Here is a 20,445-nt window from a genome sequence, read left to right as displayed (position 1 = left end):
TATCATGACCGAACACCAATCGACCAAGCCCCAGGTGAAGGCCGAAGACCTGCCCTATCGCCCCTGTGTCGGCATCATGGTGCTGAACCGCGAGGGTCACGTCTGGGCGGGACGCCGTCTTTCCGAAGGCAATTCCGAATATGACGGCTCGCCGCAGCTCTGGCAGATGCCGCAGGGTGGGATCGATCCAGGCGAAGATCCGCTGCCGGCCGCCATGCGCGAGCTTTATGAGGAGACCGGCATCAAATCTGTCTCCTTGCTCGCCGAAGCCGGTCGCTGGATCAATTACGACCTGCCGGCGCATTTGATCGGGATTGGTCTGCGCGGCAAGTTCCGTGGCCAGACCCAGCGCTGGTTCGCCTTCCGCTTCGAAGGCGACGAGAGCGAGATCGCCATCAACCCACCGCCGGGCGGCCATGCAGCGGAATTCGATGCCTGGGACTGGAAACCGATGCAGGATCTGCCGGGTCTCATCGTGCCCTTCAAGCGCCGCGTTTACGAAGAGGTCGTCGCCGAGTTCGCCCATCTGGCAGGATGAGCGAACCGACAACCAGGATCAGGCCCCGCTTTCGATCTCGAAACCTTCATCCGCCCAGCCGGTCATCCCGCCGATCATCACCTTGACCCGGCGCCCGAGCCGCGCCAAGCGGAGTGCTGCCCGATCGGTTCCGTTGCAATGCGGCCCGGCGCAATAGACGACGAAAAGCGTATCCTCGGGCCATTCCGCCATCTTCCGCTCGGTCATCTTGCCATGCGGCAGGTTGATGGCGCCGGGCACATGTTCCCGCTCGTAAAGCTTCGGTCCGCGCACATCGAGAAGCACGAAGTCCGCCTCGCCCCGGCTCATCACCTCATGCACATCCCAGCAGTCCGTCTCGAAGGCGAGCCGCGCCTGATAGTGCTGCGCGACGAGGGCGGGATCGGCGGCGGGAATTTCACTGACGAGGCTTGGCATGACAGGCTCCTTTCGATGTTTGATATCGAGACCTTGCCTTTTCAGAGGATTTTGGAAAACTGGCGTGAATGACAACATGCGTAAAGATCGCGCCAATGACGCCGGCATCACCTTTCCCATCCTCACCGCTGACGGGACCCCGCGTCGTGACGCTCGCCTATGACGGCCTCTGCACCTTCGAATTCGGGGTTGCCGTCGAGGTCTTCGGCCTCTCGCGACCGGAAATGGGAGAGGGCTGGTATCGTCATGCAACGGCAGCGATCGAGCCGGGCCCTCTGCGTGCTGCCGGCGGTCTGACGGTCAGCGCTTCAGGAGGGTTGGAACTCGTCAAGGAAGCAGATCTCATCGTCGTGCCTGGCTGGCGCGGGGTCGACGAGCCTGTCCCAGCCTCCTTGATCGAGGCGCTGCGGGCAGCCCATGCCCGGGGTGCGCGCCTGATGTCGCTGTGTTCCGGCGTGGCGGTGCTGGCCGCGACCGGCCTCCTCGATGGCAGGAAAGCCACGACCCACTGGCGCTATGCCGAAAAGGTTTCACGAAGGCATCCCGACATCCATCTCGATCCCGACGTGCTCTATGTTGACGAAGGCCAGATCCTGACGGCCGCCGGCAGTGCTGCCGGCATCGATCTCTGCCTGCATGTCGTCCGCCGCGATTTCGGCACCGAGGCCGCCAACAGCGTTGCCCGTCGTCTTGTGGTCCCGCCCCATCGGGAAGGCGGGCAGGCGCAATTCATCGTCAAGCCCGTGCCACAGGAGCGCGAAGGACAGCGCATGGGGCCGCTGATCGACTGGATCGAGGCAAATCTGCAGCGCGAGGTGACACTCGCCGAGATGGCCGCGCGGGCCGGGATGAGCAGCCGGACCTTCCAGCGCCGCTTCCGCGACCTGACAGGTCACAGCCCCGGCGAGTTCTTGCTGACCCGGCGGCTGCGCCATGCCTGCGATCTTCTGGAGCGCCAGGCTGCCCTGTCGCTCGACGACATCGCTACCGCCTCAGGCTTCGGCACCCCGGCAACGCTGCGCCATCATTTCCGCACACGGCTTTCGACGAGCCCGGCCGCCTATCGGGCCAGGTTCGGGCATACAGGCAAGAATGGATAGCCGGACCTACCGGTCGGCAGCGGCGGCCTCTTCGGCACTTTCCTCGATGCGCTCCATGTCGTCATCGGAAAGGCCGAAATGATGGCCGATCTCGTGGATCAACACATGGGTGATGATATCACCCAGCGTTTCCTCGTTTTCAGCCCAGTAGTCGAGGATGGGGCGGCGATAGAGGATGATGCGGTTCGGCATCATGCCCGTTTCCATCGAGAAGCGTTCAGAAATCCCGCGCCCCTCGAACAGACCGAGCAGGTCGAAGGGCGTTTCAAGCGCCATGTCTTCGAAGACTTCGTCCGTGGGGAAATCGGCAATCTCGATGATGAGATCGCGGCTGAGATCGCGGAACTCCTGCGGCAGGTGCCCATAAGCCTCGATCGCCAGCGACTCGAATGTGCTGATCGTCGGGGCGTGTCGTTCGCGCCAATCCTCGCTCTGGTCTATGCGGGCCATGAATACTCCTTACTGCCCGGAGATATAGGATGTTTGCGACGGTATTTCGAGAGTGAATTCAACCGAGGAATAAATTCTCATTTGAATCCGGTTGACTCTTCCGCGAAGCTCTGGAATCCATAGGAACAAATAGAGAACAATTCATCAGGAGACATCGTCATGGGCGAGAGCCCTCAGGCGCGCGAGACGCTTTTTGCCTTGCGAGAAGCAATAGCCCGGATCGAGGGAAAGCCCGACCATGCCGCACGCCTGACGGTCCAGCCTACCGGCGCGGCCTCGAAACAAAGGGCCATGAATGAAAGGCTCGAGCAACGCGATCTCTTGGACAGCATTGTGGGTGAAAGCCTGGCCCGGGGGACGTTGATCGAAGTGAGGGGACAGAGGCTGCAACAGGCGGGAACCGTGACCGGTTTCGGGCTCGCCCTTGCTCTGATGGCCGCGGAGAACAATCAGACGCAGAGGCAGCGCCTCCTCTTCATCGCCGATCCCCAGGTCGTCCGGGAAGCGGGTCTCGCCTATGGTCCTGGCCTCCTCGATTTCGGCCTGTCGTCGACCGCATTGGTGCATGCCCTGCCTCGCCGGATCGAGGACGCGCTCTGGCTGGCTGAGGCAGCGCTTGCCTCCCGTGCCTTTTCCACCGTGCTCCTGGAAGTACAGGGCAATCCGAAGAAATTCGGCCTCACCGAGAGCCGGCGCCTGAGCCTCAAGGCACGCGCCACCGGTGGCAGGCTGTTGATCCTCCGTCAGGCAGGCGAGGAAGAGGCGTCGAGCGCTCTTCTTCGCCTGTTTGTCGAACCCGCGCCGGCGGCGGCGCGATCCCTCGCCGACGGGTCCCCGCTGGGCGGCAGCATCGGGTCGTCAGTCTTTCGCATCACACCTGAGAAATCCCGCATTCCGGGCTCACCCGAACTCATTCTGGAGTGGAATTCCGATGACCGCCGCCTTCAACTTTTCGAGCAGCCCGAACCCGCAAGCCTTGGATCGCCGCATTCTTTCGCTGTTTTTCCCAAGGCTCCCGACCGACCGCATCGCCCGACGGCGCTGGGGTCTATCGTGGCGTTTGCACCAAGGCTCGACCGAGCATCCTGATCGGGCGCCACTGGCCTGCGCCGGCCGTTCCGCCAATGCCATGCGGATCACCGCACTGGATGATATGGCGGAAGGCTTCGGCCTGCGGATCGGACAGGGGCTGGCGGAAGCCCGTGCCATTTGTGCGGATCTCGACGTGATCGAAGCGGATCCGGCCGCCGACCGCGCGCTTCTCGATGCCATCGCCGACTGGTGTGACCGCTACACGCCGCTGGTGGCTCTCGACGGTGATGACGGGCTGATGCTCGATATCACCGGCTGCGCCCATCTCTTCGGCGGCGAGGAAAGGCTGATCGAGGACGTTGATCGTCGCATGATCGCCTTCGGCCTTGCGGTCAAGATCGCGGTCGGCCCGACCCCTGGTCTCGCCCGTGCCTGCAGCCGTTTTGACGGCCCCCGGCGCGTCGCCCCATCCGAGGCCGCAGCCGCGCTCGCCCCCCTGCCGATCGCCGCTCTCCGCCTCGAACCGCAGATCGTCATGAATCTCGCCCGTGTCGGCTTGAAGACATCAGGGGATCTTCTCGCCGCCCCGCGTGCGCCGATCACCCGCCGCTTCGGTGCGGGTCCGATCCTTCGCCTCGATCAGGCGCTGGGACACGAGGGAGAACCCATTTCGCCGCGACGCCACCTGCCTCTGCTTTCGGCCGAACGGCGTCTCGCAGAACCGATCATGACCGAAGATCAGGTCCTCGATCTCGCCGGCCGCCTGGCTGCCGGCTTGAAAACCTCGCTTGAAGCCCGCGGCGAAGGGGGCCGTCTGTTCGAACTTCTGGTCTTCCGTGTCGATGGCAAGGTCTTTCGGATCGAGGTCGGAGCCTCCGCCCCCTTGCGCGATCCAGGCCGCATCCGGGCCCTGTTCGAGGAGCGCCTTTCCGTCATCCATGACGAGCTCGATGCCGGCTTCGGCTTCGAACTCGTGCGCCTCAATGTCCTCCTGAGCGAGGCCTTTGAAGTGCGCCAGTCCGCCCTTGCCGACGAGGAGGACGGCAGCGAGGATCTCACGCGCTTCCTCGATCAGGTGGCCGCCCGCCTGGGAGAACGGGCGCTTCGCCTGCCCGTGCCGCTGGCCAGCCACTGGCCGGAGAGAGCGTCGACACATGCCCCCGCCGCCGATGCGCTCAAGACGGCAGATCTCTCTTTGCCTCGATCCCAGACGTCTGCGAGACAGGCGCGTGCCTTGCGTCCCTTGCGCCTCCTCCACCGGCCTGAAGAGGTCGAGGTCATGTCCGTGGTCCCGGATGGTCCACCGGCCAGCTTCCGCTGGCGCCGTGTGCAACGACGTATCCTGAGAGCCGAAGGTCCGGAGCGCCTAACGCCGGAATGGTGGTCTGATGGCGAGGATGCCCCGCCACGCGATTATTTCCGCATCGAGGATACCGATGGCCAGCGCTTCTGGCTGTATCGCGAGGGTCTTTATGAGCGGCGGACCGTGACGCCGAGCTGGTTCCTTCAGGGCTTCTTTGCGTGAAGCAGGATCCGTGACGATGCAGAGGTTTTACGAAATCGGATTGCGCAGCAATTTCTCCTTCCTCGACGGCGCATCCCATGCCGAGGAACTGGTGGAACGCGCGCTGCTTCTCGGCCTTTCGGGCCTTGGCCTCGCCGATCGCAACACGGTCGCCGGTGTTGTCCGCCTGCATGCCGCGGCCAAATTGAATGGTCTCGAATTCCGCCCCGGCGCCCGCCTCGTCTTCGACGACGACACGCCTGAACTTCTTGCCTATCCCTTGAACCGCAAGGGATGGGGCAATCTCTGTCGTTTGCTGAGCGAGGGAAACCTGCGCTCGAAAAAGGGCGTTTGTACGCTCTGGGAAAAGGATCTTCTGGCATGGTGCGAGGATCTTCTGTTCATCGCCATGCCACCCCCGCTGGCAAGCCATGCCGATGTCGAAACCTTTGAAAGCCGGCTCGCCTCTCTCCGCTCTCGCCTGGCGGATCGTCTGTATCTCGCCCTCGTTCCCCGTCATGATGGCGCCGACCAGAAGAATTTCGCGGAGCTTGACGGAATTTCGAAACGGCTCGGTCTTCCCCTGATCGCCACCAACGACGCCCTTTACCACGCCCCCGAGCGCAAGCCGGTTGCCGATGTGGTCGTCGCAATCCGCGAACATGTGACGATTGCCGAAGCCGGACTTCGCCTGCACGCCCATGCCGAACGACACCTGAAAAGCCCGGAAGAAATGGCCCGGCTGCTGAGAGCCTGGCCGGAGGCCCTGGACAACAACATCAATTTCTTTAGCCGGCTTCGGTTTTCTCTCGATGAATTGTCACACCAGTACCCAGATGAGATCTTCGACGGAGAATCTCCGCCTCTGGCCCTCCGACGGCTGACCTATGAAGGCGCGCGCAACCGCTATCCGGAGGGCATTCCTCAAAAGGTCCTCGGTCTCCTAGACTACGAACTGAAGCTCATCGCGGAGAAGCGCTACGAACCCTATTTCCTGACCGTCTACCGGATCGTCTGTCACGCCAGGGAGGCAGGCATCCTCTGCCAGGGCCGGGGCTCGGCCGCCAATTCTGCCGTCTGTTTCTGCCTCGGCATCACGGAAGTCGACCCGCAGAAGACGACGCTGCTGTTCGACCGCTTCATCTCGACGGAACGCGACGAGCCGCCGGATATCGATGTCGATTTCGAACATGAGAAGCGGGAGGATGTGATCCGCTTCATCTACGAAACCTATGGTCGCCAGCATGCCGCCCTGACAGCGGCCGTCATCAGCTATCGCGCCCGGTCAGCAGGCCGCGAAGTGGCCAAGGCCTTCGGCATGTCGGAAGATGTGCAGTCCGCGCTTGCCGGTTCGATCTGGGGCTGGTGGACCAGCGATTTCACCGAGGAACAGGCAAAGGCTGCCGGCCTCGACCTCAAGGATGCCACCACCCGGCGCGTGCTTGATTACGCCCAGGCCTTGCAGGGCTTCCCCCGCCATCTCTCCCAGCATGTCGGCGGCTTCGTCATCACCCGCGACCGTCTGGATGAAGTGGTGCCGATCATGAACACGGCCGATGGCCGCTTCATGGTCGAATGGGACAAGGACGATCTCGACACGTTGAAGATCCTGAAGATCGACGTTCTTGCGCTTGGCATGCTCACCTGCCTCGCCAAGGCCTTCAAGCTGCTGGCACTTCACTATGATCGTCACGAGACGCTGGCCTCGGTCAATCAGGACCAGTGCCCTGAGGTCTATGACATGATCTGCCGCGCCGACACGATCGGCGTCTTCCAGATCGAAAGCCGCGCCCAGATGAGCATGCTGCCGCGGCTGAAGCCCCGCGAGTTCTATGATCTGGTGATCGAGGTGGCGATCGTCCGGCCAGGCCCCATCCAGGGCAACATGGTCCACCCTTACCTGAAGCGACGGGAGGACGTGCTGGCCGGCCGGCCGATCGACTATCCGAGCGATGAACTGCGCAGCGTATTGAAACGCACGCTGGGCGTCCCCCTTTTCCAAGAGCAGGCCATGCAGATCGCCATCACGGCTGCCGGTTTCACCCCGGGAGAGGCCGACAAGCTGCGCCGTGCCATGGCCACCTTCCGCCGCACCGGCCAGGTTTCCAGCTTCCAGAAGCGCATGATCGAGGGAATGGTGACCAATGGCTACGATCCGGATTTTGCAGCCCGCTGCTTCAGTCAGATCGAGGGCTTCGGCGAATACGGCTTCCCCGAAAGCCATGCCGCCTCCTTCGCCCTGCTCGTCTATGTCTCCTGCTGGTTCAAGGCCTTCTATCCGGATGTCTTCTGTGCCGCGATCCTGAATTCACAGCCCATGGGCTTTTACGCCCCCGCCCAGCTCGTGCGCGATGCCCGTGATCACGGCGTCGATATCCGCCCGGTCGACATCAACCACTCGGCCTGGGACTGCCTGCTCGAAAGTGATGAGGAAGAGGCGGGCGATTTCGATCCGGCCCGCATCGCAAGCCGTCACCAGTCCATGGCCGGCGTCATCAGGACGAAAAAGGCCGTGCGCATCGGATTTCGCCAGATCAAAGGCATACAGAAGGAGGCCATGGATATCCTCGTTGCAAGACGGGGTGCGGGTTATGACTCCGTTCGCGACCTTTGGCTGCGCACGCGACTTGCCCGCCCCGTCATCGAGAAACTCGCCGATGCCGACTGCTTTTCCTCTCTTGGCTTATCGCGTCGCGAGGCACTTTGGGCGGCTCAGGCCCTCGATGGAGAGGCGGCCGTCGAAGTCCTGCCGCTCTTCGAGGCAGCCCCCCAGGAAGATCTGCAGCGCGAGGCGGAAATGATCCTCCCCCGCATGTTGCCGGGCGAAGAGGTCTTGAGCGATTACCGCAGTCTGACCTTCTCCCTGAAGGCACATCCCGTTTCATTCCTTCGCCAGGCCATGCAGCGGGCCGGCCTCAAATCGGCAACCGATCTCGAAAATCTTTCCCATGGCGCCAAGGTGGAGATTGCAGGCCTGGTCCTTGTCCGCCAACGACCGGGTTCGGCCAAGGGGGTCATCTTCATGACGCTGGAGGACGAGACGGGCACAGCCAATGTCATTGTCTGGCCGAAGGTGTTCGAACGTTACCGCCCGGTCGTCATGGGCGCGCGGCTGGTCGCCCTGCGCGGGCGCCTGCAGAAGGCGCATGGCGTCATCCATGTGGTCGCAGACCATCTGGTCGACGCAAGCGCCCGGCTCGGTCTGCTGCTCGAAGAGCTCAAGACCTTCGACACGCTCGCCCATGCGGATGAGGTTCGTCGCCCGGGTGTCGATCAGCGCCAGGCAAAGCGGGAAAAGGTCCCACGTCTCCCCCCACCGGCCGCCCCTCCGCCCGGCCATCCTCGCCGCAGCGCCATGGCGGACCTTATGCCGAAAGGGCGGAACTTCCACTGACGGATCGACGCTTCGGGCGGCGATCACATCTGCTGCCCTATCCGCGATTTTTCTTGACAAAGGCCATCTGGTTTACGAGAAAGGCGAGAGTGAATGTCATGTTTGACGAGTGCCCCGTCCATGCTGGTCTGCAGCTGCAATTACATCACCGACAAAGACATCAAGTCAGTCATCAACGAGATGCTGGACGAAGACTGTTGGCAGTTGATTGTTCCGGGTAAGGTCTACCACGCCATGAACAAGCGCGGCCGCTGCTGTGGCTGTTTTCCGAATGTCGTTGACCTGATCATTCGCACCACCGAAGAATATCACGCCCTCCGCCAGACCGAAGAAACCAAGGTCATCAACTTCATGGAACGCCTCAAGCAATTCCACGAAGAGCAGAAGGCAGCGATGGCCGAACGGCGCCAGGCAACCCTGACAGCCCGACGCGCAGCCGGCTGAGACGCCGACATTGGTATCGGCATCGGCCGTCCACCTAGGCCGCCTGAACGATTTACCTACCCGTCACGCACCAGTTCTCGGACACCACGCAGATGGGAATCGGCCCTGTCGATCTGGTCGCTGAAACCTGCGTGCCACTCCCAAGAATTAGAATACTTCTAAAAAGAGCTCGACAGGCGACAGCGCTGGCGCTAGAGTTGCGCCATTCAATTCATACAAGGGACGAACATCATGAAGGGTGATCCGAAGGTCATTGAACGGCTCAACGAAGCGCTGTTTCTCGAACTCGGCGCGGTCAATCAGTACTGGCTGCACTACCGCCTGCTCAACGATTGGGGCTACACGAAGCTCGCCAAGAAGGAGCGGGCCGAGTCGATCGAGGAAATGCAGCACGCCGACAAGATCATCGATCGGATCATCTTCCTCGAAGGTCACCCCAACCTGCAGACGGTTGCACCGCTGCGCATCGGCCAGAACGTCAAGGAAGTGCTCGAAGCCGATCTCGCCGGCGAATACGACGCCCGCACCTCCTACAAGGCTTCGCGCGACATCTGTTATCAGGCCGGCGATTACGTCTCGATGAAGATCTTCGAACAACTGCTGATCGACGAGGAAGGCCATATCGACTTCCTCGAGACCCAGCTCGAACTTCTCTCCAAGATCGGCGAAGAAAAATACGGTCAGCTCAACGCGGATTCGGCAGACAACGCCGAGTAAACCGCCACTCGCTCTTCACGAAAGCCCCGCTTGCGGGGCTTTTTTCGTTTGTGGGGGCAGGCATGCACACCGCTTTTATGCCAAGTATCGACGCTTGGCATTTGCGTCTCCGCGCAGGTGCGAACTCAGCGATCGCGGCGCGCCATGAAGGCGAGGCGCTCGAACAGATGCACATCCTGCTCGTTCTTCAGAAGCGCGCCATGCAGCTTCGGCAGCGCATTCTTCGCCTCGCCGCGCAGATCGGCGGGATCGACGTCTTCGGCCACGAGCAAGCGGATCCAGTCGAGCGCCTCCGAGGTGGACGGCTTCTTCTTCAGCCCGGGCGTCTCGCGGATCTCGTAAAACTGCGTCAGCGCGTTGCGCAGCAGCGTCTTCTTGATCCCGGGATAATGAACCTCAACGATCCGCTCCAGCGTTTCTGCATCGGGAAAGCGGATGTAGTGGAAGAAGCAGCGCCGCAAAAAAGCATCCGGCAGCTCCTTCTCGTTGTTCGAGGTGATAATGACGATCGGGCGGATCTTTGCGCTGACCGTCTCCCCGGTCTCGTAGACGTGGAACTCCATCCGATCGAGTTCCTGCAGCAGATCGTTGGGAAACTCGATATCCGCCTTGTCGATCTCGTCGATCAAAAGCACGCATTTCATTTCCGTGGCAAAGGCCTGCCAGAGCTTGCCCTTGCGGATATAGTTCTTCACGTCGTTGACGCGCTCGTCGCCGAGCTGGCTGTCACGCAGGCGCGAAACGGCATCATACTCATAAAGCCCCTGCTGCGCCTTGGTGGTCGATTTGACATTCCACTCCAGGATATCGAGCCCGAGCGCAGCTGCCACCTGCCGGGCAAGCTCGGTCTTGCCGGTTCCCGGTTCTCCCTTGACGAGCAAAGGCCGCTCCAGCCGGATCGCAGCATTGACCGCAATCATCAGATCCTTGTCTGCCACATAGTCTGCGGTACCCTGAAACTGCATCGTGCCTGAGCCTCATTCATCTTCGGCCACAACCTAATGACGCATCCGACAGGGTGCAAGCAAAGGCACGGCTTTCGCCCGCTTACCAGAAAAAGCTTGTATTTTCCCGGCAATCTGACAGGCTGCATTCCATGAACGCTGATGCTTGTCCGTCTGCAAGTGCCCCATCCGCAAGGACGGAATTTCGGGCTCCGGACATCACCGACCTTCTCCTAGACCCCACATCCGCAGTCTGGACCAATTGGTCCGGCCGCAATGCCTCGTAGAACGGCAGGCTCCTATAGACCGGCGGGACGTTTCGTCCGAACCGCAGGTCACAAAGGATGTCTGTCCCGACCGCAGCCTCCCAGCTGCAGGAGATCCCCATGACCAGACACCTGTATTCCATCGGCGACACAGTGACGCTGAAAGACGGCCCTGTCCGCCTCGCCCGCAGCAATGGCGCCTGCAAAGTGCTGGCGACGCTCCCCGAGACCGGCGGAAGCCGCCAGTACCGCGTCCGCTTCGAAAGCGAGAGCTTCGATCGCTGCATCGCCGAAACCGATATTGATCCCAGCCGCAGCAACGCGTCCGCCCGGACGGCGGCTCCCGCAAGCACCCCGAAAAAGGAAAGCACCTCATGGCTAAAGGCCAACAGCGTTCGAACCGCGAAGTAAGAAAGCCGAAGCAGGACAAGGCCAAGCCGGCTGCGACCGCGGTTTCGAGCTTCACCACTCAGATCAAGAGTGCCGAGGCCGCTTCTCCCAAGAAGCGCTGAAATCCCTCGACCCGGACCATGCCTGAAACGGCTGGTCCGGGGAGCCGTTTGACAAGCAGCCAAGCACAGTCTGCGACGCATTCGCCTTTCCCTTTTTGGCGAAGATGCGCTAAGGGCAGGCGCATGACCACGACCTCTTTCACCCTTCTTCTCGGCGGAAGCCTCGCCGTTACCGACCGCCTGCGGGCGCTGACCGGAGGAAGCCGCGTGATTGCGGCCGATGGCGGCATGCGCCATGCAGAAAGCCTCGGCGTGACCCCGGAGCTCTGGGTCGGAGACTTCGACAGCAGCGACACCGGATTGATCGCCCGTTTTCCGACTGTGGAACGCCGCAGCTATCCGGCAGCAAAGGCCGTCACCGACGGGGAAATCGCGGTTGCGGAAGCAATCGCGCGCGGCGCCACCCGGTTGATCTGCGTCGGCGCCCTCGGCGGCGAACGCTCCGATCATGCGCTGCAACATTATCTGAACGCCATCGGCCTCGTCGAAGACGGTTATGAGGTGGTCCTGACCTCCGGCGAGGAAGAAGCCTATCCTTTCGCCGCGGACAGCGAACTGGCTCTCGAAATGCCAAAAGGCGCGCTTTTCTCGGTGCTCGGCTTTACCACGCTCGAAGGGCTTACGATCCGCAACGCACGCTATCCATTGCAGGACTTCAGTCTGCCCTTCGGCTCGTCGCGCACGATATCCAACATCGCCGAAGGACCGATCTCGGTCTCGCTGTCCCGTGGCAGAGCAATTCTGCTCGCCCGCCCCTACGATCTTTCCGGAGCCTGATGCCTTGGCACCTCCCATTCTGAAACTTGACGATATCCAACTCTCCTTCGGCGGAACGCCTTTGCTCGCCGGCGCCGGCCTGCAGGTGGAGCCTGGCGACCGCATCTGCCTGGTTGGCCGCAACGGTTCTGGCAAATCAACGCTGATGAAGATTGCCGCCGGCCTCGTCGAAGCGCAGTCCGGCGAGGTGTTCCGCCATCCGTCCTCGACCATCCGCTACCTGGAACAGGCACCGGATTTTGCCGGTTATGCCACGGTCCAGGCCTATGCCGAGGCCGGCCTTGGACCCGGCGACGATCCCTATCGCGTCACCTACCTGCTCGAACATCTCGGCCTGACCGGCCAGGAAGATCCGACCCGTCTCTCCGGTGGGGAAGCCCGCCGCGCGGCCCTTGCCCGCGTGCTTGCGCCCGAGCCTGATATCCTGATGCTCGACGAACCAACCAACCATCTCGACCTGCCGACCATCGAATGGCTGGAAGGCGAATTATCCAAGAGCCGCAGCGCGCTTGTCCTGATTTCACACGACAGACGTTTCCTCGAAAAGATCTCGACCGCCACGGTCTGGCTCGATCGCGGCCAGTCGCGACGACTGAACCGTGGCTTTGCCCATTTCGAGGAATGGCGTGATCAGGTGCTCGAAGAGGAAGAGATCGAACAGCACAAGCTGGGTCGCCAGATCGAGCGCGAAGAGCACTGGCTGCGCTACGGCGTCACCGCTCGCCGCAAGCGCAACATGCGCCGCCTCGGAAATCTCCAGGCCCTGCGCGCCAATTACCGTGGACACAAGGGTCCGCAAGGCACGATTCAGGCATCGGCGACGGAGGGCAAGGAAAGCGGCAAACTGGTCATCGAAGCCGACAAGATCACCAAGACCTACGGCGATCGGACCATCGTTGCCCCCTTCTCGATCCGCGTTCATCGCGGCGATTGCATCGGTCTGATTGGCCCGAACGGTGCCGGCAAGACGACGCTTCTCAAGATGCTGACGGGTCAGCTCTCGCCGGACGAGGGCTCAGTGAAGCTCGGCACCAATCTGGAGATCGCCGTTCTCGACCAGAAGCGCGAGGACCTGAATCCTGATGACACGCTTGCCCACTACCTGACCGATGGCCGTGGTGACAACCTTCTGGTCAATGGCGAACAGAAGCATGTCACCGGCTACATGAAGGACTTCCTCTTCCAGCCGGAACAGGCTCGTACCCCGATCCGCAACCTCTCGGGTGGCGAACGCGCGCGCCTGATGCTGGCGCGCATCATGGCGAAGCCCTCGAACCTCTTGATCCTCGACGAACCGACCAACGACCTCGACATCGAGACCCTCGATCTGCTGCAGGAAATCGTCGCGGGCTATTCCGGCACCGTGATCCTGGTCAGCCACGACCGTGACTTCCTCGACCGTACGGTGACCTCGACCATCGCGCCGGCCAACCCCGACGCACCCGATGGTCGCTGGATCGAATATGCCGGCGGCTATTCCGACATGCTCGCCCAGCGCAAGGGCGTCGAGGACGAACGCAAACGCGTTGAAAAAGCCGAGAAGGCCAAGGCCCAGGAAGCCTCAGGCGGCAAGTCGGCCGGCAGCGCAAACAGCAAGGGCAAGCTTTCCTTCAAGCAGAAATTCGCCCTCGAAAATCTGCCGAAGGAAATGGAAAAGGCCGAGAAGGAAATCGCCGCGCGCGAAGCCAGGATGGCTGATCCCAACCTCTTCACCAAGGACCCGGCAACGTTCAACAAGCTCGCCGCCGAGATGGAAAAGCTGCGTGCCGACATCACGCGCATGGAAGAGGAATGGCTGGAGCTCGAAATGCTGCGCGAGGAGCTTGAGGGCTGAGGCTCTCCAGCGTCTCTCATCAGGCCCTGATATCCCCACTTCTCCAACTGCCCGGTTCCGGCGAGCGCGCCTGAAGCCGACTGCGCATGCATTGCCCACCTTGCGCTCGCCGGTGACGCGCGCTATCTCCACAGTGCTCTAACGGGGTGCCTTTCGATCCTTCGGGACCGAAATGCTGAGAGGCGTCAGCCAACCCGCGGAACCTGATCCGGTTAACACCGGCGGAGGGATTAGACGCGTCGATCGCAAACGCCCTATCCCGACAGCAATGATGATGAAGGAGGAGGGCGCCATGCGACCCACGACTGTTTCCATGTTTATCGGCGGCGTTGCAGCCGCCATGATCGGCTTCGTCTCCCCGACGCTCGCTGCCGACAAGACGCTGACCGTCTACACCTATGAGAGCTTTGTTTCCGAATGGGGTCCCGGTCCCAAGGTCAAGGAAGCCTTCGAACAGACCTGCGACTGCACCGTCAATTTCGTTGGTGTCGCCGATGGCGTGGCGTTGCTCACACGCCTGAAGCTGGAAGGCGAGACCTCGAAGGCAGACGTCGTGCTCGGTCTCGATACCAATCTTGTCGAGGAAGCCAAAGAGACCGGCCTCTTCGAAGCCCATGGCGTTGATGGCGCCAAGGTCCAGATACCCGGCGAATTCAGCGACGATGTCTTCCTGCCTTACGACTACGGCCATTTCGCCGTGATCTATGACACCGAGGTCATCAAGACCCCGCCGACGAGCCTCAAGGAACTGGTCGAGGGCGATCCGGCCCAGAAGATCGTCATCCAAGATCCCCGCACCTCGACGCCGGGCCTCGGCCTCCTGCTCTGGGTCAGATCGGTCTATGGTGACAAGGCGCCGGAAGCCTGGGCCAAGCTCAAGGACCGTGTCCTGACCGTCACGCCCGGCTGGTCGGAAGCTTACGGCCTGTTCACCAAGGGCGAGGCACCGATGGTGCTCTCCTACACGACCTCGCCTGCCTATCACATGGTCGCCGAAGAGACCGACCGCTATCAGGCAGCCGAATTCTCCGAAGGGCATTACATCCAGATCGAGGTCGCAGGCCTTCTGAAGAATGCGCCGGAAAAGGAGCTCGCCCGCCAATTCCTCGCCTTCATGCTTGAGCCCGGCTTCCAGGACACCATCCCGACCAACAACTGGATGATGCCCGTCGCCGCAACCTCGGAGCCCTTACCCGAGGCCTTCGGCAAGCTCGTCCAGCCGAAGACGACCTTCTTGATGGACCCGGCCGAAGTCGCCGCCAACCGCCAGGCCTGGATCGACGAGTGGCTGAAGGCCATGACGCTGAAGTAAGACCGGATGCTCCGACCGCTTCACCAGTCGAGACGTCAGAGGCTGCCCGCACTCGCGGGCGGCCTTTTGGTTTTGCTGGTGGTGGCGAGCTTTGTCGGCATCGCCCTGTCCGCACTGCTCGCCGGAAGAATGACAGGCGGCATATTGCAGGCCTTCGGTGATCCCGTCGTGCGTTCGGTGCTGTCATTCACCCTCTGGCAGGCCTTCCTCTCGACGCTTCTTTCCGTTGGTTTTGCCCTGCCCGTGGTCAGCGCGCTCGCGCGACAGCCGGCTTTTCCCGGACGTATCTGGCTGATCCGCCTGATGGCTGTTCCCATGGGTCTGCCCGTTCTGATCGGCGCTCTGGGTCTGATCGGTATTTTCGGGCGTAGCGGCATCGTCAACGATGCCTTGAGCAGCCTCGGTCTCTCGCAGCCCATCTCCGTCTACGGCCTGACCGGAATTCTGATTGCCCATGTCTTTTTCAACCTGCCGCTTGCCACGCGACTGATGCTGTCTGCCCTGGAGCGCGTGCCGGCTGAATATTGGCGGATGTCGGCGAGCCTCGGCCTGTCACCGATCGCCACCTTCCGCTTCATCGAGTGGCCCGTTTTGGCGCGCGTCATCCCGGGGGCCGCGGGGCTGATCTTCATGCTCTGCGTGACGAGCTTCACGCTGGTGCTGATTTTCGGTGGCGGACCTGCCGCAACAACGATCGAAGTCGCCATCTACCAGGCTCTCCGCTTCGACTTCAATCCGGAGCGCGCCGTATCGCTGGCACTGCTGCAGATCACGGTCACCGGCATGATCCTCATCGGCCTCAGCGTGCTGCCGGCGGCCTCCGACACCGGTGTCACCAGCGGGCGACGCTTCCCCCGTTTCGATGGCCGACGCCCGATCGTCCGCTTGGTCGACGCGCTGCTGCTTTCGCTGGCCGGCCTCTTCCTCGTCCTGCCACTTGGCCAGGTCGTCGTCTCGGGGCTACAGGCAGACCTCGCTCGGCTGATATCGCAAGCGGCCTTCCAGCAGGCGGCCCTGACCAGCCTACTCGTGGCACTCGTATCAGGCACTACGGCGACACTGCTTGCCTTTGGCGCGGTCGCAGCAAGGACCGAAATCGACACGCAGCGAAACCGGAATGCCGGCAATCGCCTCATGTCGATCGCACTTGCCTCGTTGTCGTCGCTGGTTCTACTTATCCCGACGAGCGTACTTGCCACCGGCTGGTTTCTGGCGCTCCGGTCGAGCGGTGAGGTCGCACGCTTTGCCCCCCTGATCGTCGCTGGCATCAACGCGCTGATGGCCCTGCCTTTTGCCGTACGCGTGCTGGAGCCGGCCTATCGCGAGCACCGCGCACGCACGGGGCGCCTTGCCGAAAGCCTGGGTCTCTCCGTCGCTCAGCGTCTGCGCCGCGTCGACTGGCCGGAGCTGAAGCGCCCATTTCTCACCGCGCTCGCCTTTTCCATGGCACTCTCCCTCGGAGATCTCGGAGCGGTCGCCCTGTTCGGCTCGGAAAACATCATGACTCTACCCGCCCTCATCTATGCGTCCATGGGAAGCTACCGCAGCACGGATGCCGATGGACTTGCCCTGCTGCTCGGAATGGTCTGCCTCCTCCTCGCGCTCCTCGGGGCGCCGGGAACCCGTCAGGCAAGTAAGCGGGAGGCCCCCGATGCGCGATGAGACTTCGACGGCGATCCACCTCGATGCGGTGCGACTGACACTCGGCCAGCGCGACTTTCATTTCGACTTCGGCTTCAATGCCCGCAAGATCACCGCGATTGTCGGCCCGTCCGGATCGGGCAAGTCCACCCTGCTCAACCTCGTCTCCGGCTTCGAGCAACCCGACACGGGTCGGATCGAAATCGCGGGACAAGATGTGACGGATCTGGCGCCGGCGGAGCGGCCGGTCTCGCTGGTTTTCCAGGACAACAACCTCTTTGCCCATCTCGATCTTTTCACCAATATCGGCCTTGGAGTTCATCCGGGCCTGCGCCTGGCGCCGGCCGACCGCAAGGCGATCTCCGCCGCTCTGGTGCGCGTCGGCCTTGCAGGCTACGAGCGGCGGCTGCCGGGTTCGCTCTCGGGCGGAGAGCGGCAGCGGGCAGCCTTCGCTCGCGCCTTAGTCCGCAGCCGCCCGATCCTGCTCCTCGACGAGCCCTTCGCCGCACTCGATCCGGGTTTGCGGAGCGCGATGGTTGACCTGCTTGTAGAACTTCATGCCGAAACGGCGGCCACCATCCTGCTCGTCACCCACGATCCTCGCGACATCATGCGTTTGGCGGACCATGTCGTCTTCCTCGAAAACGGTCATGTGCTGGTGAATGCATCGAAGAGTGATTTTCTCACGAGAACCGATGTCACAGCCGTACGCGACTTCCTCAGCGTGGCACCGATTGCACCCGAATCGCCTTAATTTGGTCGCCCGCGCCTGCCATGCGCGTTTGTAATGGTTGTTCCTTCAGCAAGAGCATTGGTCATTTGCTTCGGCGTGACTATCTTCTGGAGCGAGCGGTGTTTTCGCACTATGTGAAATGCTGCCGGATCAGCAGAATGCGGATATCGGCTGAAGGCAATTGGATGCTGCACCCGGATGTCGCCAGCTTGGCGATCGTTCGGGAACAGGGTGAAGGGGCAGGATGCAGTTTTTGAGCCGGAACAGCACGATAGCTGCAGAAACAGATCTGCGGCGCCGGCCTTTCAGGTTTGCGTCGAGTGTTGCCGTGCTCGTCTCGGCGGGCCTCGTCCTATCCTCCTGCCAATCTCTGTTCGAGCAGGCCTACGAGCCGTCCGTTTCGCCTTCCAGCAATCCGCAGATCGTCGATGAAGTTCAGAAAGGCGATCCGCGCGCTCAGATGGGTGCCCGCGAGCACCCCCGCATCGTCGCATCCTATGGCGGCGAATATTCGGACGCCAAGACCGAACGCCTGGTGGCGCGCATCGCCGGCGCGCTGACGGCGGTCTCGGAAAACCCGAATCAGTCCTATCGCATCACCATCCTGAACTCGCCGGCGATCAACGCCTTCGCCTTGCCGGGCGGCTATCTCTACGTGACACGCGGTCTCCTGGCGCTCGCCAACGACGCGTCAGAAGTGGCAGCCGTACTCAGCCACGAAATGGCGCACGTCACGGCTAATCACGGCATCGAGCGCCAGCGACGCGAAGAGGCGGAAGTGATTGCGAGCCGCGTCGTTGCTGAAGTGCTCTCCAGCGACCTCGCCGGCAAGCAGGCGCTGGCGCGCGGCAAGCTGCGCCTCGCCGCCTTCTCGCGCCAGCAGGAGCTGCAGGCCGATGTCATCGGCGTGCGCACGCTGGGTGAAGCAGGTTATGATCCCTATGCAGCCGCCCGCTTCCTCGATTCCATGGCCCGCTACAGCCAGTTCAGCTCGGTCGATCCCGATGCCGACCAGAGCCTGGACTTCCTCTCGAGCCATCCGAACGCGCCACAGCGTGTGGAACTTGCCAAGCGCCATGCACGTGCCTTCGGCCCGGAGGGCAGCCATGGCGAAACAGGCCGCGAGTATTATCTGAACGGCATTGACGGCCTGCTCTATGGCGACAGCCCCCAGGAGGGCTTCGTCCGTGGCCAGACCTTCCTGCATGGGCAACTCGGGATCCGCTTCGACGTGCCCCAGGGGTTCCAGATCGACAACAAGGTCGAGGCCGTCCTCGCCACCGGACCTGGCGATGTGGCCATCCGTTTCGACGGCGTGGCCGACAGTCAAAAGATCAGCCTGCCGAACTATATCTCGAGCGGCTGGGTCACCGGTCTTCTGCCGGATACAATCCGGACCATCAGCGTCAACGGCCTGGAAGCGGCAACAGCCCGCGCCTCCGCCGATCGCTGGGATTTCGATATCACCGTCATCAGGATCGGGCCGCAGATCTTCCGCTTCCTGACGGCCGTGCCCAAGGGCAGTCCGGCTCTGGAAACCACAGCGGCTCAGCTGCGCGCCTCCTTCCGCCGGATCACGCCGCAGGAAGCAGCCTCGCTGAAGCCGCTTCGCGTCCGTGTGGTGACGGTCGGTTCCAACGATTCAGTCGGAACCTTGTCGGCACGTATGATGGGCACCGATCGCAAGCTTGAACTCTTCCGGCTGATCAACGCACTCGGCCCGACCTCCACGGTCACGCCGGGCATGCGCGTCAAGATCATTTCCGAATAAGGCCCCTGAACTCAAGCCAACAAAAAAGCCGGCACGAGGCCGGCTTTCCGAGGGTGTTCAGGATCTCTCAATAAGCCATTTCATAGCGCGAGGCGGCCGGAGCCTTGTCGGTCAGGGCCAGCTTCAGCTTTTCCAGCGCTCGGGTCTCGATCTGGCGAACACGCTCCTTCGAAATCCCGAGCTCGGCGCCGAGTTCTTCCAGCGTTGCGCCATCTTCCGTGAGACGCCGCGCCTTGATGATCCGGCTTTCGCGCTCGTTGAGGCGGTTCATCGCATCCTTGAGCCATCCATTCCAGCGCTCGCCATCGATGATGGATGTCACCTGCTCATCGGGCAGCGCCTCGTTGCTCTCCAGCATCTCGAGCTGTTCGGTACCCTCGCCATTGCGACCAGCCACAGGGGTCTGCAGCGAGGCGTCGTTGCCGGAGAGGCGTGCATCCATCGACTGAACGTCGGCGAGGCTGACGCCGAGCGCCGAGGCAATTTCCTGATGGATCGCCTGATCGGACAGGCGATTGTCGCCCTGAGCGAGCTTGGCGCGCAGGCGACGCAGGTTGAAGAACAGCGCCTTCTGGCTGGAGCTGGTGCCACCGCGGACGATCGACCAGTTGCGCAGGATGTAATCTTGCATCGAGGCACGGATCCACCAGCCGGCATAGGTGGAAAAGCGCACTTCGCGACCGGGATCGAAACGTGCAGCCGCTTCAAGAAGGCCGATATAGCCTTCCTGGATGAGATCGTTGAGCGGCAGACCGAAACCACGGAACTTGGAAGCCATGGCAATGACCAGACGCATATGCGCCTGGGCGATGCGGTTTCGCGCACCCTGATCGTCATTTTCCTTCCAGCGGATCGCAAGGTCGAGCTCTTCCTCGCGCTCCAAATAGGGCTGTGACATGGCATACTTTATGATGTGTCTGTCAGCGGATGTGGCTTTCATCGAACATCTCCATGGTCTCTTGGGACCGCTGGCCTCTCGCAGGCCTATTTGCCGGCATTGTTTGCTGAACGGTTTAGTCTCGGTCAGGTTCCAACAATGTCGAACAGGGCGGTGGTTGC

At 62.1% G+C, this 20,445-nt stretch carries 19 protein-coding genes and 1 riboswitch; of the genes, 15 read left to right on the top strand and 4 right to left on the bottom strand.

The window, feature by feature from the left end:
* Window positions 1-4: 4 nt before the first annotated feature.
* Window positions 5-538 carry an RNA pyrophosphohydrolase gene (locus ACQKP1_RS19210; RefSeq protein WP_427276601.1) on the top strand — a complete coding sequence of 178 codons (534 nt, stop codon included), beginning with the start codon at window positions 5-7 and terminating at the stop codon, window positions 536-538.
* A gap of 18 nt (window positions 539-556) precedes the next feature.
* Here ACQKP1_RS19210 and ACQKP1_RS19205 read toward each other — a convergent pair whose 3' ends face one another.
* A complete protein-coding gene (locus ACQKP1_RS19205; RefSeq protein ID WP_427276600.1) occupies window positions 557-955 on the bottom strand; it encodes a rhodanese-like domain-containing protein in 399 nt (132 codons plus the stop codon).
* A 68-nt stretch (window positions 956-1,023) separates the two neighbouring features.
* Between ACQKP1_RS19205 and ftrA the strand changes: the two genes are divergently transcribed.
* Window positions 1,024-2,055 (top strand): transcriptional regulator FtrA, encoded by a 1,032-nt coding sequence (ftrA, locus tag ACQKP1_RS19200; protein WP_427276599.1) that lies wholly within the window; start codon window positions 1,024-1,026, stop codon window positions 2,053-2,055.
* 6 nt (window positions 2,056-2,061) lie between these two features.
* On the opposite strand, the gene ACQKP1_RS19195 is transcribed toward ftrA, so the two are convergent.
* Window positions 2,062-2,505: a metallopeptidase family protein gene (locus tag ACQKP1_RS19195; protein WP_006724327.1), complete on the bottom strand. Its 444-nt coding sequence runs from the start codon at window positions 2,503-2,505 to the stop codon at window positions 2,062-2,064.
* A 159-nt stretch (window positions 2,506-2,664) separates the two neighbouring features.
* Between ACQKP1_RS19195 and ACQKP1_RS19190 the strand changes: the two genes are divergently transcribed.
* From ACQKP1_RS19190 to bfr, 5 genes are all read left to right on the top strand, one after another.
* Complete coding sequence (locus ACQKP1_RS19190; RefSeq protein WP_203018624.1) at window positions 2,665-3,594, top strand: hypothetical protein; 930 nt, start codon at window positions 2,665-2,667, stop codon at window positions 3,592-3,594.
* Entirely contained in the window at window positions 3,482-5,062 is a 1,581-nt protein-coding gene (locus ACQKP1_RS19185) for a Y-family DNA polymerase (RefSeq protein WP_427276803.1), read from the top strand. Before ACQKP1_RS19190 ends, ACQKP1_RS19185 begins: the two co-directional genes overlap by 113 nt.
* A gap of 16 nt (window positions 5,063-5,078) precedes the next feature.
* On the top strand, window positions 5,079-8,435 hold the full coding sequence (locus ACQKP1_RS19180; RefSeq protein ID WP_427276598.1) for an error-prone DNA polymerase: 3,357 nt from the start codon (window positions 5,079-5,081) through the stop codon (window positions 8,433-8,435).
* A 120-nt stretch (window positions 8,436-8,555) separates the two neighbouring features.
* Entirely contained in the window at window positions 8,556-8,879 is a 324-nt protein-coding gene (locus ACQKP1_RS19175; RefSeq protein WP_427276597.1) for a (2Fe-2S)-binding protein, read from the top strand.
* 231 nt (window positions 8,880-9,110) lie between these two features.
* Window positions 9,111-9,596, top strand: a complete 486-nt coding sequence (gene bfr / locus ACQKP1_RS19170) for a bacterioferritin (RefSeq protein ID WP_006724322.1) — start codon at window positions 9,111-9,113, stop codon at window positions 9,594-9,596.
* Window positions 9,597-9,721: 125 nt separating this feature from the next.
* On the opposite strand, the gene ACQKP1_RS19165 is transcribed toward bfr, so the two are convergent.
* Window positions 9,722-10,561, bottom strand: a complete 840-nt coding sequence (locus ACQKP1_RS19165) for an AAA family ATPase (protein ID WP_203018628.1) — start codon at window positions 10,559-10,561, stop codon at window positions 9,722-9,724.
* Between the two features lie 365 nt (window positions 10,562-10,926).
* On the opposite strand from ACQKP1_RS19165, the gene ACQKP1_RS19160 reads away from it, so the two are divergent.
* The 8 genes from ACQKP1_RS19160 (at window position 10,927) to ACQKP1_RS19125 (ending at window position 19,386) form a co-directional block, all read left to right on the top strand.
* Window positions 10,927-11,217, top strand: coding sequence for a hypothetical protein (locus ACQKP1_RS19160; RefSeq protein WP_006724320.1), 291 nt, complete (start codon window positions 10,927-10,929; stop codon window positions 11,215-11,217).
* Window positions 11,181-11,318, top strand: a complete 138-nt coding sequence (locus ACQKP1_RS19155) for a hypothetical protein (RefSeq protein ID WP_193353698.1) — start codon at window positions 11,181-11,183, stop codon at window positions 11,316-11,318. Before ACQKP1_RS19160 ends, ACQKP1_RS19155 begins: the two co-directional genes overlap by 37 nt.
* Window positions 11,319-11,441: 123 nt before the next feature.
* Window positions 11,442-12,095: a thiamine diphosphokinase gene (locus ACQKP1_RS19150; protein WP_427276596.1), complete on the top strand. Its 654-nt coding sequence runs from the start codon at window positions 11,442-11,444 to the stop codon at window positions 12,093-12,095.
* A 4-nt stretch (window positions 12,096-12,099) separates the two neighbouring features.
* The gene (locus ACQKP1_RS19145) at window positions 12,100-13,929 is read left to right on the top strand and encodes an ABC-F family ATP-binding cassette domain-containing protein (protein WP_427276595.1); all 1,830 of its coding nucleotides are present in this window, start codon (window positions 12,100-12,102) and stop codon (window positions 13,927-13,929) included.
* Window positions 13,930-14,061: 132 nt separating this feature from the next.
* A riboswitch (TPP riboswitch) is annotated at window positions 14,062-14,176 on the top strand.
* Between the two features lie 66 nt (window positions 14,177-14,242).
* Complete coding sequence (thiB, locus tag ACQKP1_RS19140; RefSeq protein WP_427276802.1) at window positions 14,243-15,241, top strand: thiamine ABC transporter substrate binding subunit; 999 nt, start codon at window positions 14,243-14,245, stop codon at window positions 15,239-15,241.
* Between the two features lie 6 nt (window positions 15,242-15,247).
* On the top strand, window positions 15,248-16,903 hold the full coding sequence (gene thiP / locus ACQKP1_RS19135; RefSeq protein WP_427276594.1) for a thiamine/thiamine pyrophosphate ABC transporter permease: 1,656 nt from the start codon (window positions 15,248-15,250) through the stop codon (window positions 16,901-16,903).
* On the top strand, window positions 16,893-17,636 hold the full coding sequence (locus ACQKP1_RS19130) for an ATP-binding cassette domain-containing protein (RefSeq protein WP_427276593.1): 744 nt from the start codon (window positions 16,893-16,895) through the stop codon (window positions 17,634-17,636). The genes thiP and ACQKP1_RS19130 overlap by 11 nt, the downstream gene beginning before the upstream one ends.
* Window positions 17,637-17,859: 223 nt before the next feature.
* A complete protein-coding gene (locus ACQKP1_RS19125) occupies window positions 17,860-19,386 on the top strand; it encodes a M48 family metalloprotease (RefSeq protein ID WP_427276592.1) in 1,527 nt (508 codons plus the stop codon).
* Window positions 19,387-19,453: 67 nt separating this feature from the next.
* Here ACQKP1_RS19125 and ACQKP1_RS19120 read toward each other — a convergent pair whose 3' ends face one another.
* A complete protein-coding gene (locus tag ACQKP1_RS19120) occupies window positions 19,454-20,326 on the bottom strand; it encodes an RNA polymerase factor sigma-32 (RefSeq protein WP_427276591.1) in 873 nt (290 codons plus the stop codon).
* Between the last annotated feature and the right edge of the window lie 119 nt (window positions 20,327-20,445).

This window comes from Allorhizobium sp. NPDC080224 (assembly GCF_050281005.1).
GTDB lineage: Bacteria > Pseudomonadota > Alphaproteobacteria > Rhizobiales > Rhizobiaceae > Allorhizobium.
Note: the sequence above shows the minus strand (reverse complement) of the source record. Positions and strands in the feature narration are given on the sequence as shown.

Excerpts from the sequence above, each read along its gene's own strand:
- ACQKP1_RS19210 (WP_427276601.1), top strand. The coding sequence starts at position 5 with ATGACCGAACACCAATCGACCAAGCCCCAGGTGAAGGCCGAAGACCTG.
- ACQKP1_RS19205 (WP_427276600.1), bottom strand. The coding sequence starts at position 955 with ATGCCAAGCCTCGTCAGTGAAATTCCCGCCGCCGATCCCGCCCTCGTC.
- ftrA (WP_427276599.1), top strand. The coding sequence starts at position 1,024 with ATGACAACATGCGTAAAGATCGCGCCAATGACGCCGGCATCACCTTTC.
- ACQKP1_RS19195 (WP_006724327.1), bottom strand. The coding sequence starts at position 2,505 with ATGGCCCGCATAGACCAGAGCGAGGATTGGCGCGAACGACACGCCCCG.
- ACQKP1_RS19190 (WP_203018624.1), top strand. The coding sequence starts at position 2,665 with ATGGGCGAGAGCCCTCAGGCGCGCGAGACGCTTTTTGCCTTGCGAGAA.
- ACQKP1_RS19180 (WP_427276598.1), top strand. The coding sequence starts at position 5,079 with ATGCAGAGGTTTTACGAAATCGGATTGCGCAGCAATTTCTCCTTCCTC.
- ACQKP1_RS19175 (WP_427276597.1), top strand. The coding sequence starts at position 8,556 with ATGCTGGTCTGCAGCTGCAATTACATCACCGACAAAGACATCAAGTCA.
- bfr (WP_006724322.1), top strand. The coding sequence starts at position 9,111 with ATGAAGGGTGATCCGAAGGTCATTGAACGGCTCAACGAAGCGCTGTTT.
- ACQKP1_RS19165 (WP_203018628.1), bottom strand. The coding sequence starts at position 10,561 with ATGCAGTTTCAGGGTACCGCAGACTATGTGGCAGACAAGGATCTGATG.
- ACQKP1_RS19160 (WP_006724320.1), top strand. The coding sequence starts at position 10,927 with ATGACCAGACACCTGTATTCCATCGGCGACACAGTGACGCTGAAAGAC.
- ACQKP1_RS19155 (WP_193353698.1), top strand. The coding sequence starts at position 11,181 with ATGGCTAAAGGCCAACAGCGTTCGAACCGCGAAGTAAGAAAGCCGAAG.
- ACQKP1_RS19150 (WP_427276596.1), top strand. The coding sequence starts at position 11,442 with ATGACCACGACCTCTTTCACCCTTCTTCTCGGCGGAAGCCTCGCCGTT.
- thiB (WP_427276802.1), top strand. The coding sequence starts at position 14,243 with ATGTTTATCGGCGGCGTTGCAGCCGCCATGATCGGCTTCGTCTCCCCG.
- thiP (WP_427276594.1), top strand. The coding sequence starts at position 15,248 with ATGCTCCGACCGCTTCACCAGTCGAGACGTCAGAGGCTGCCCGCACTC.
- ACQKP1_RS19130 (WP_427276593.1), top strand. The coding sequence starts at position 16,893 with ATGCGCGATGAGACTTCGACGGCGATCCACCTCGATGCGGTGCGACTG.
- ACQKP1_RS19125 (WP_427276592.1), top strand. The coding sequence starts at position 17,860 with ATGCAGTTTTTGAGCCGGAACAGCACGATAGCTGCAGAAACAGATCTG.
- ACQKP1_RS19120 (WP_427276591.1), bottom strand. The coding sequence starts at position 20,326 with ATGAAAGCCACATCCGCTGACAGACACATCATAAAGTATGCCATGTCA.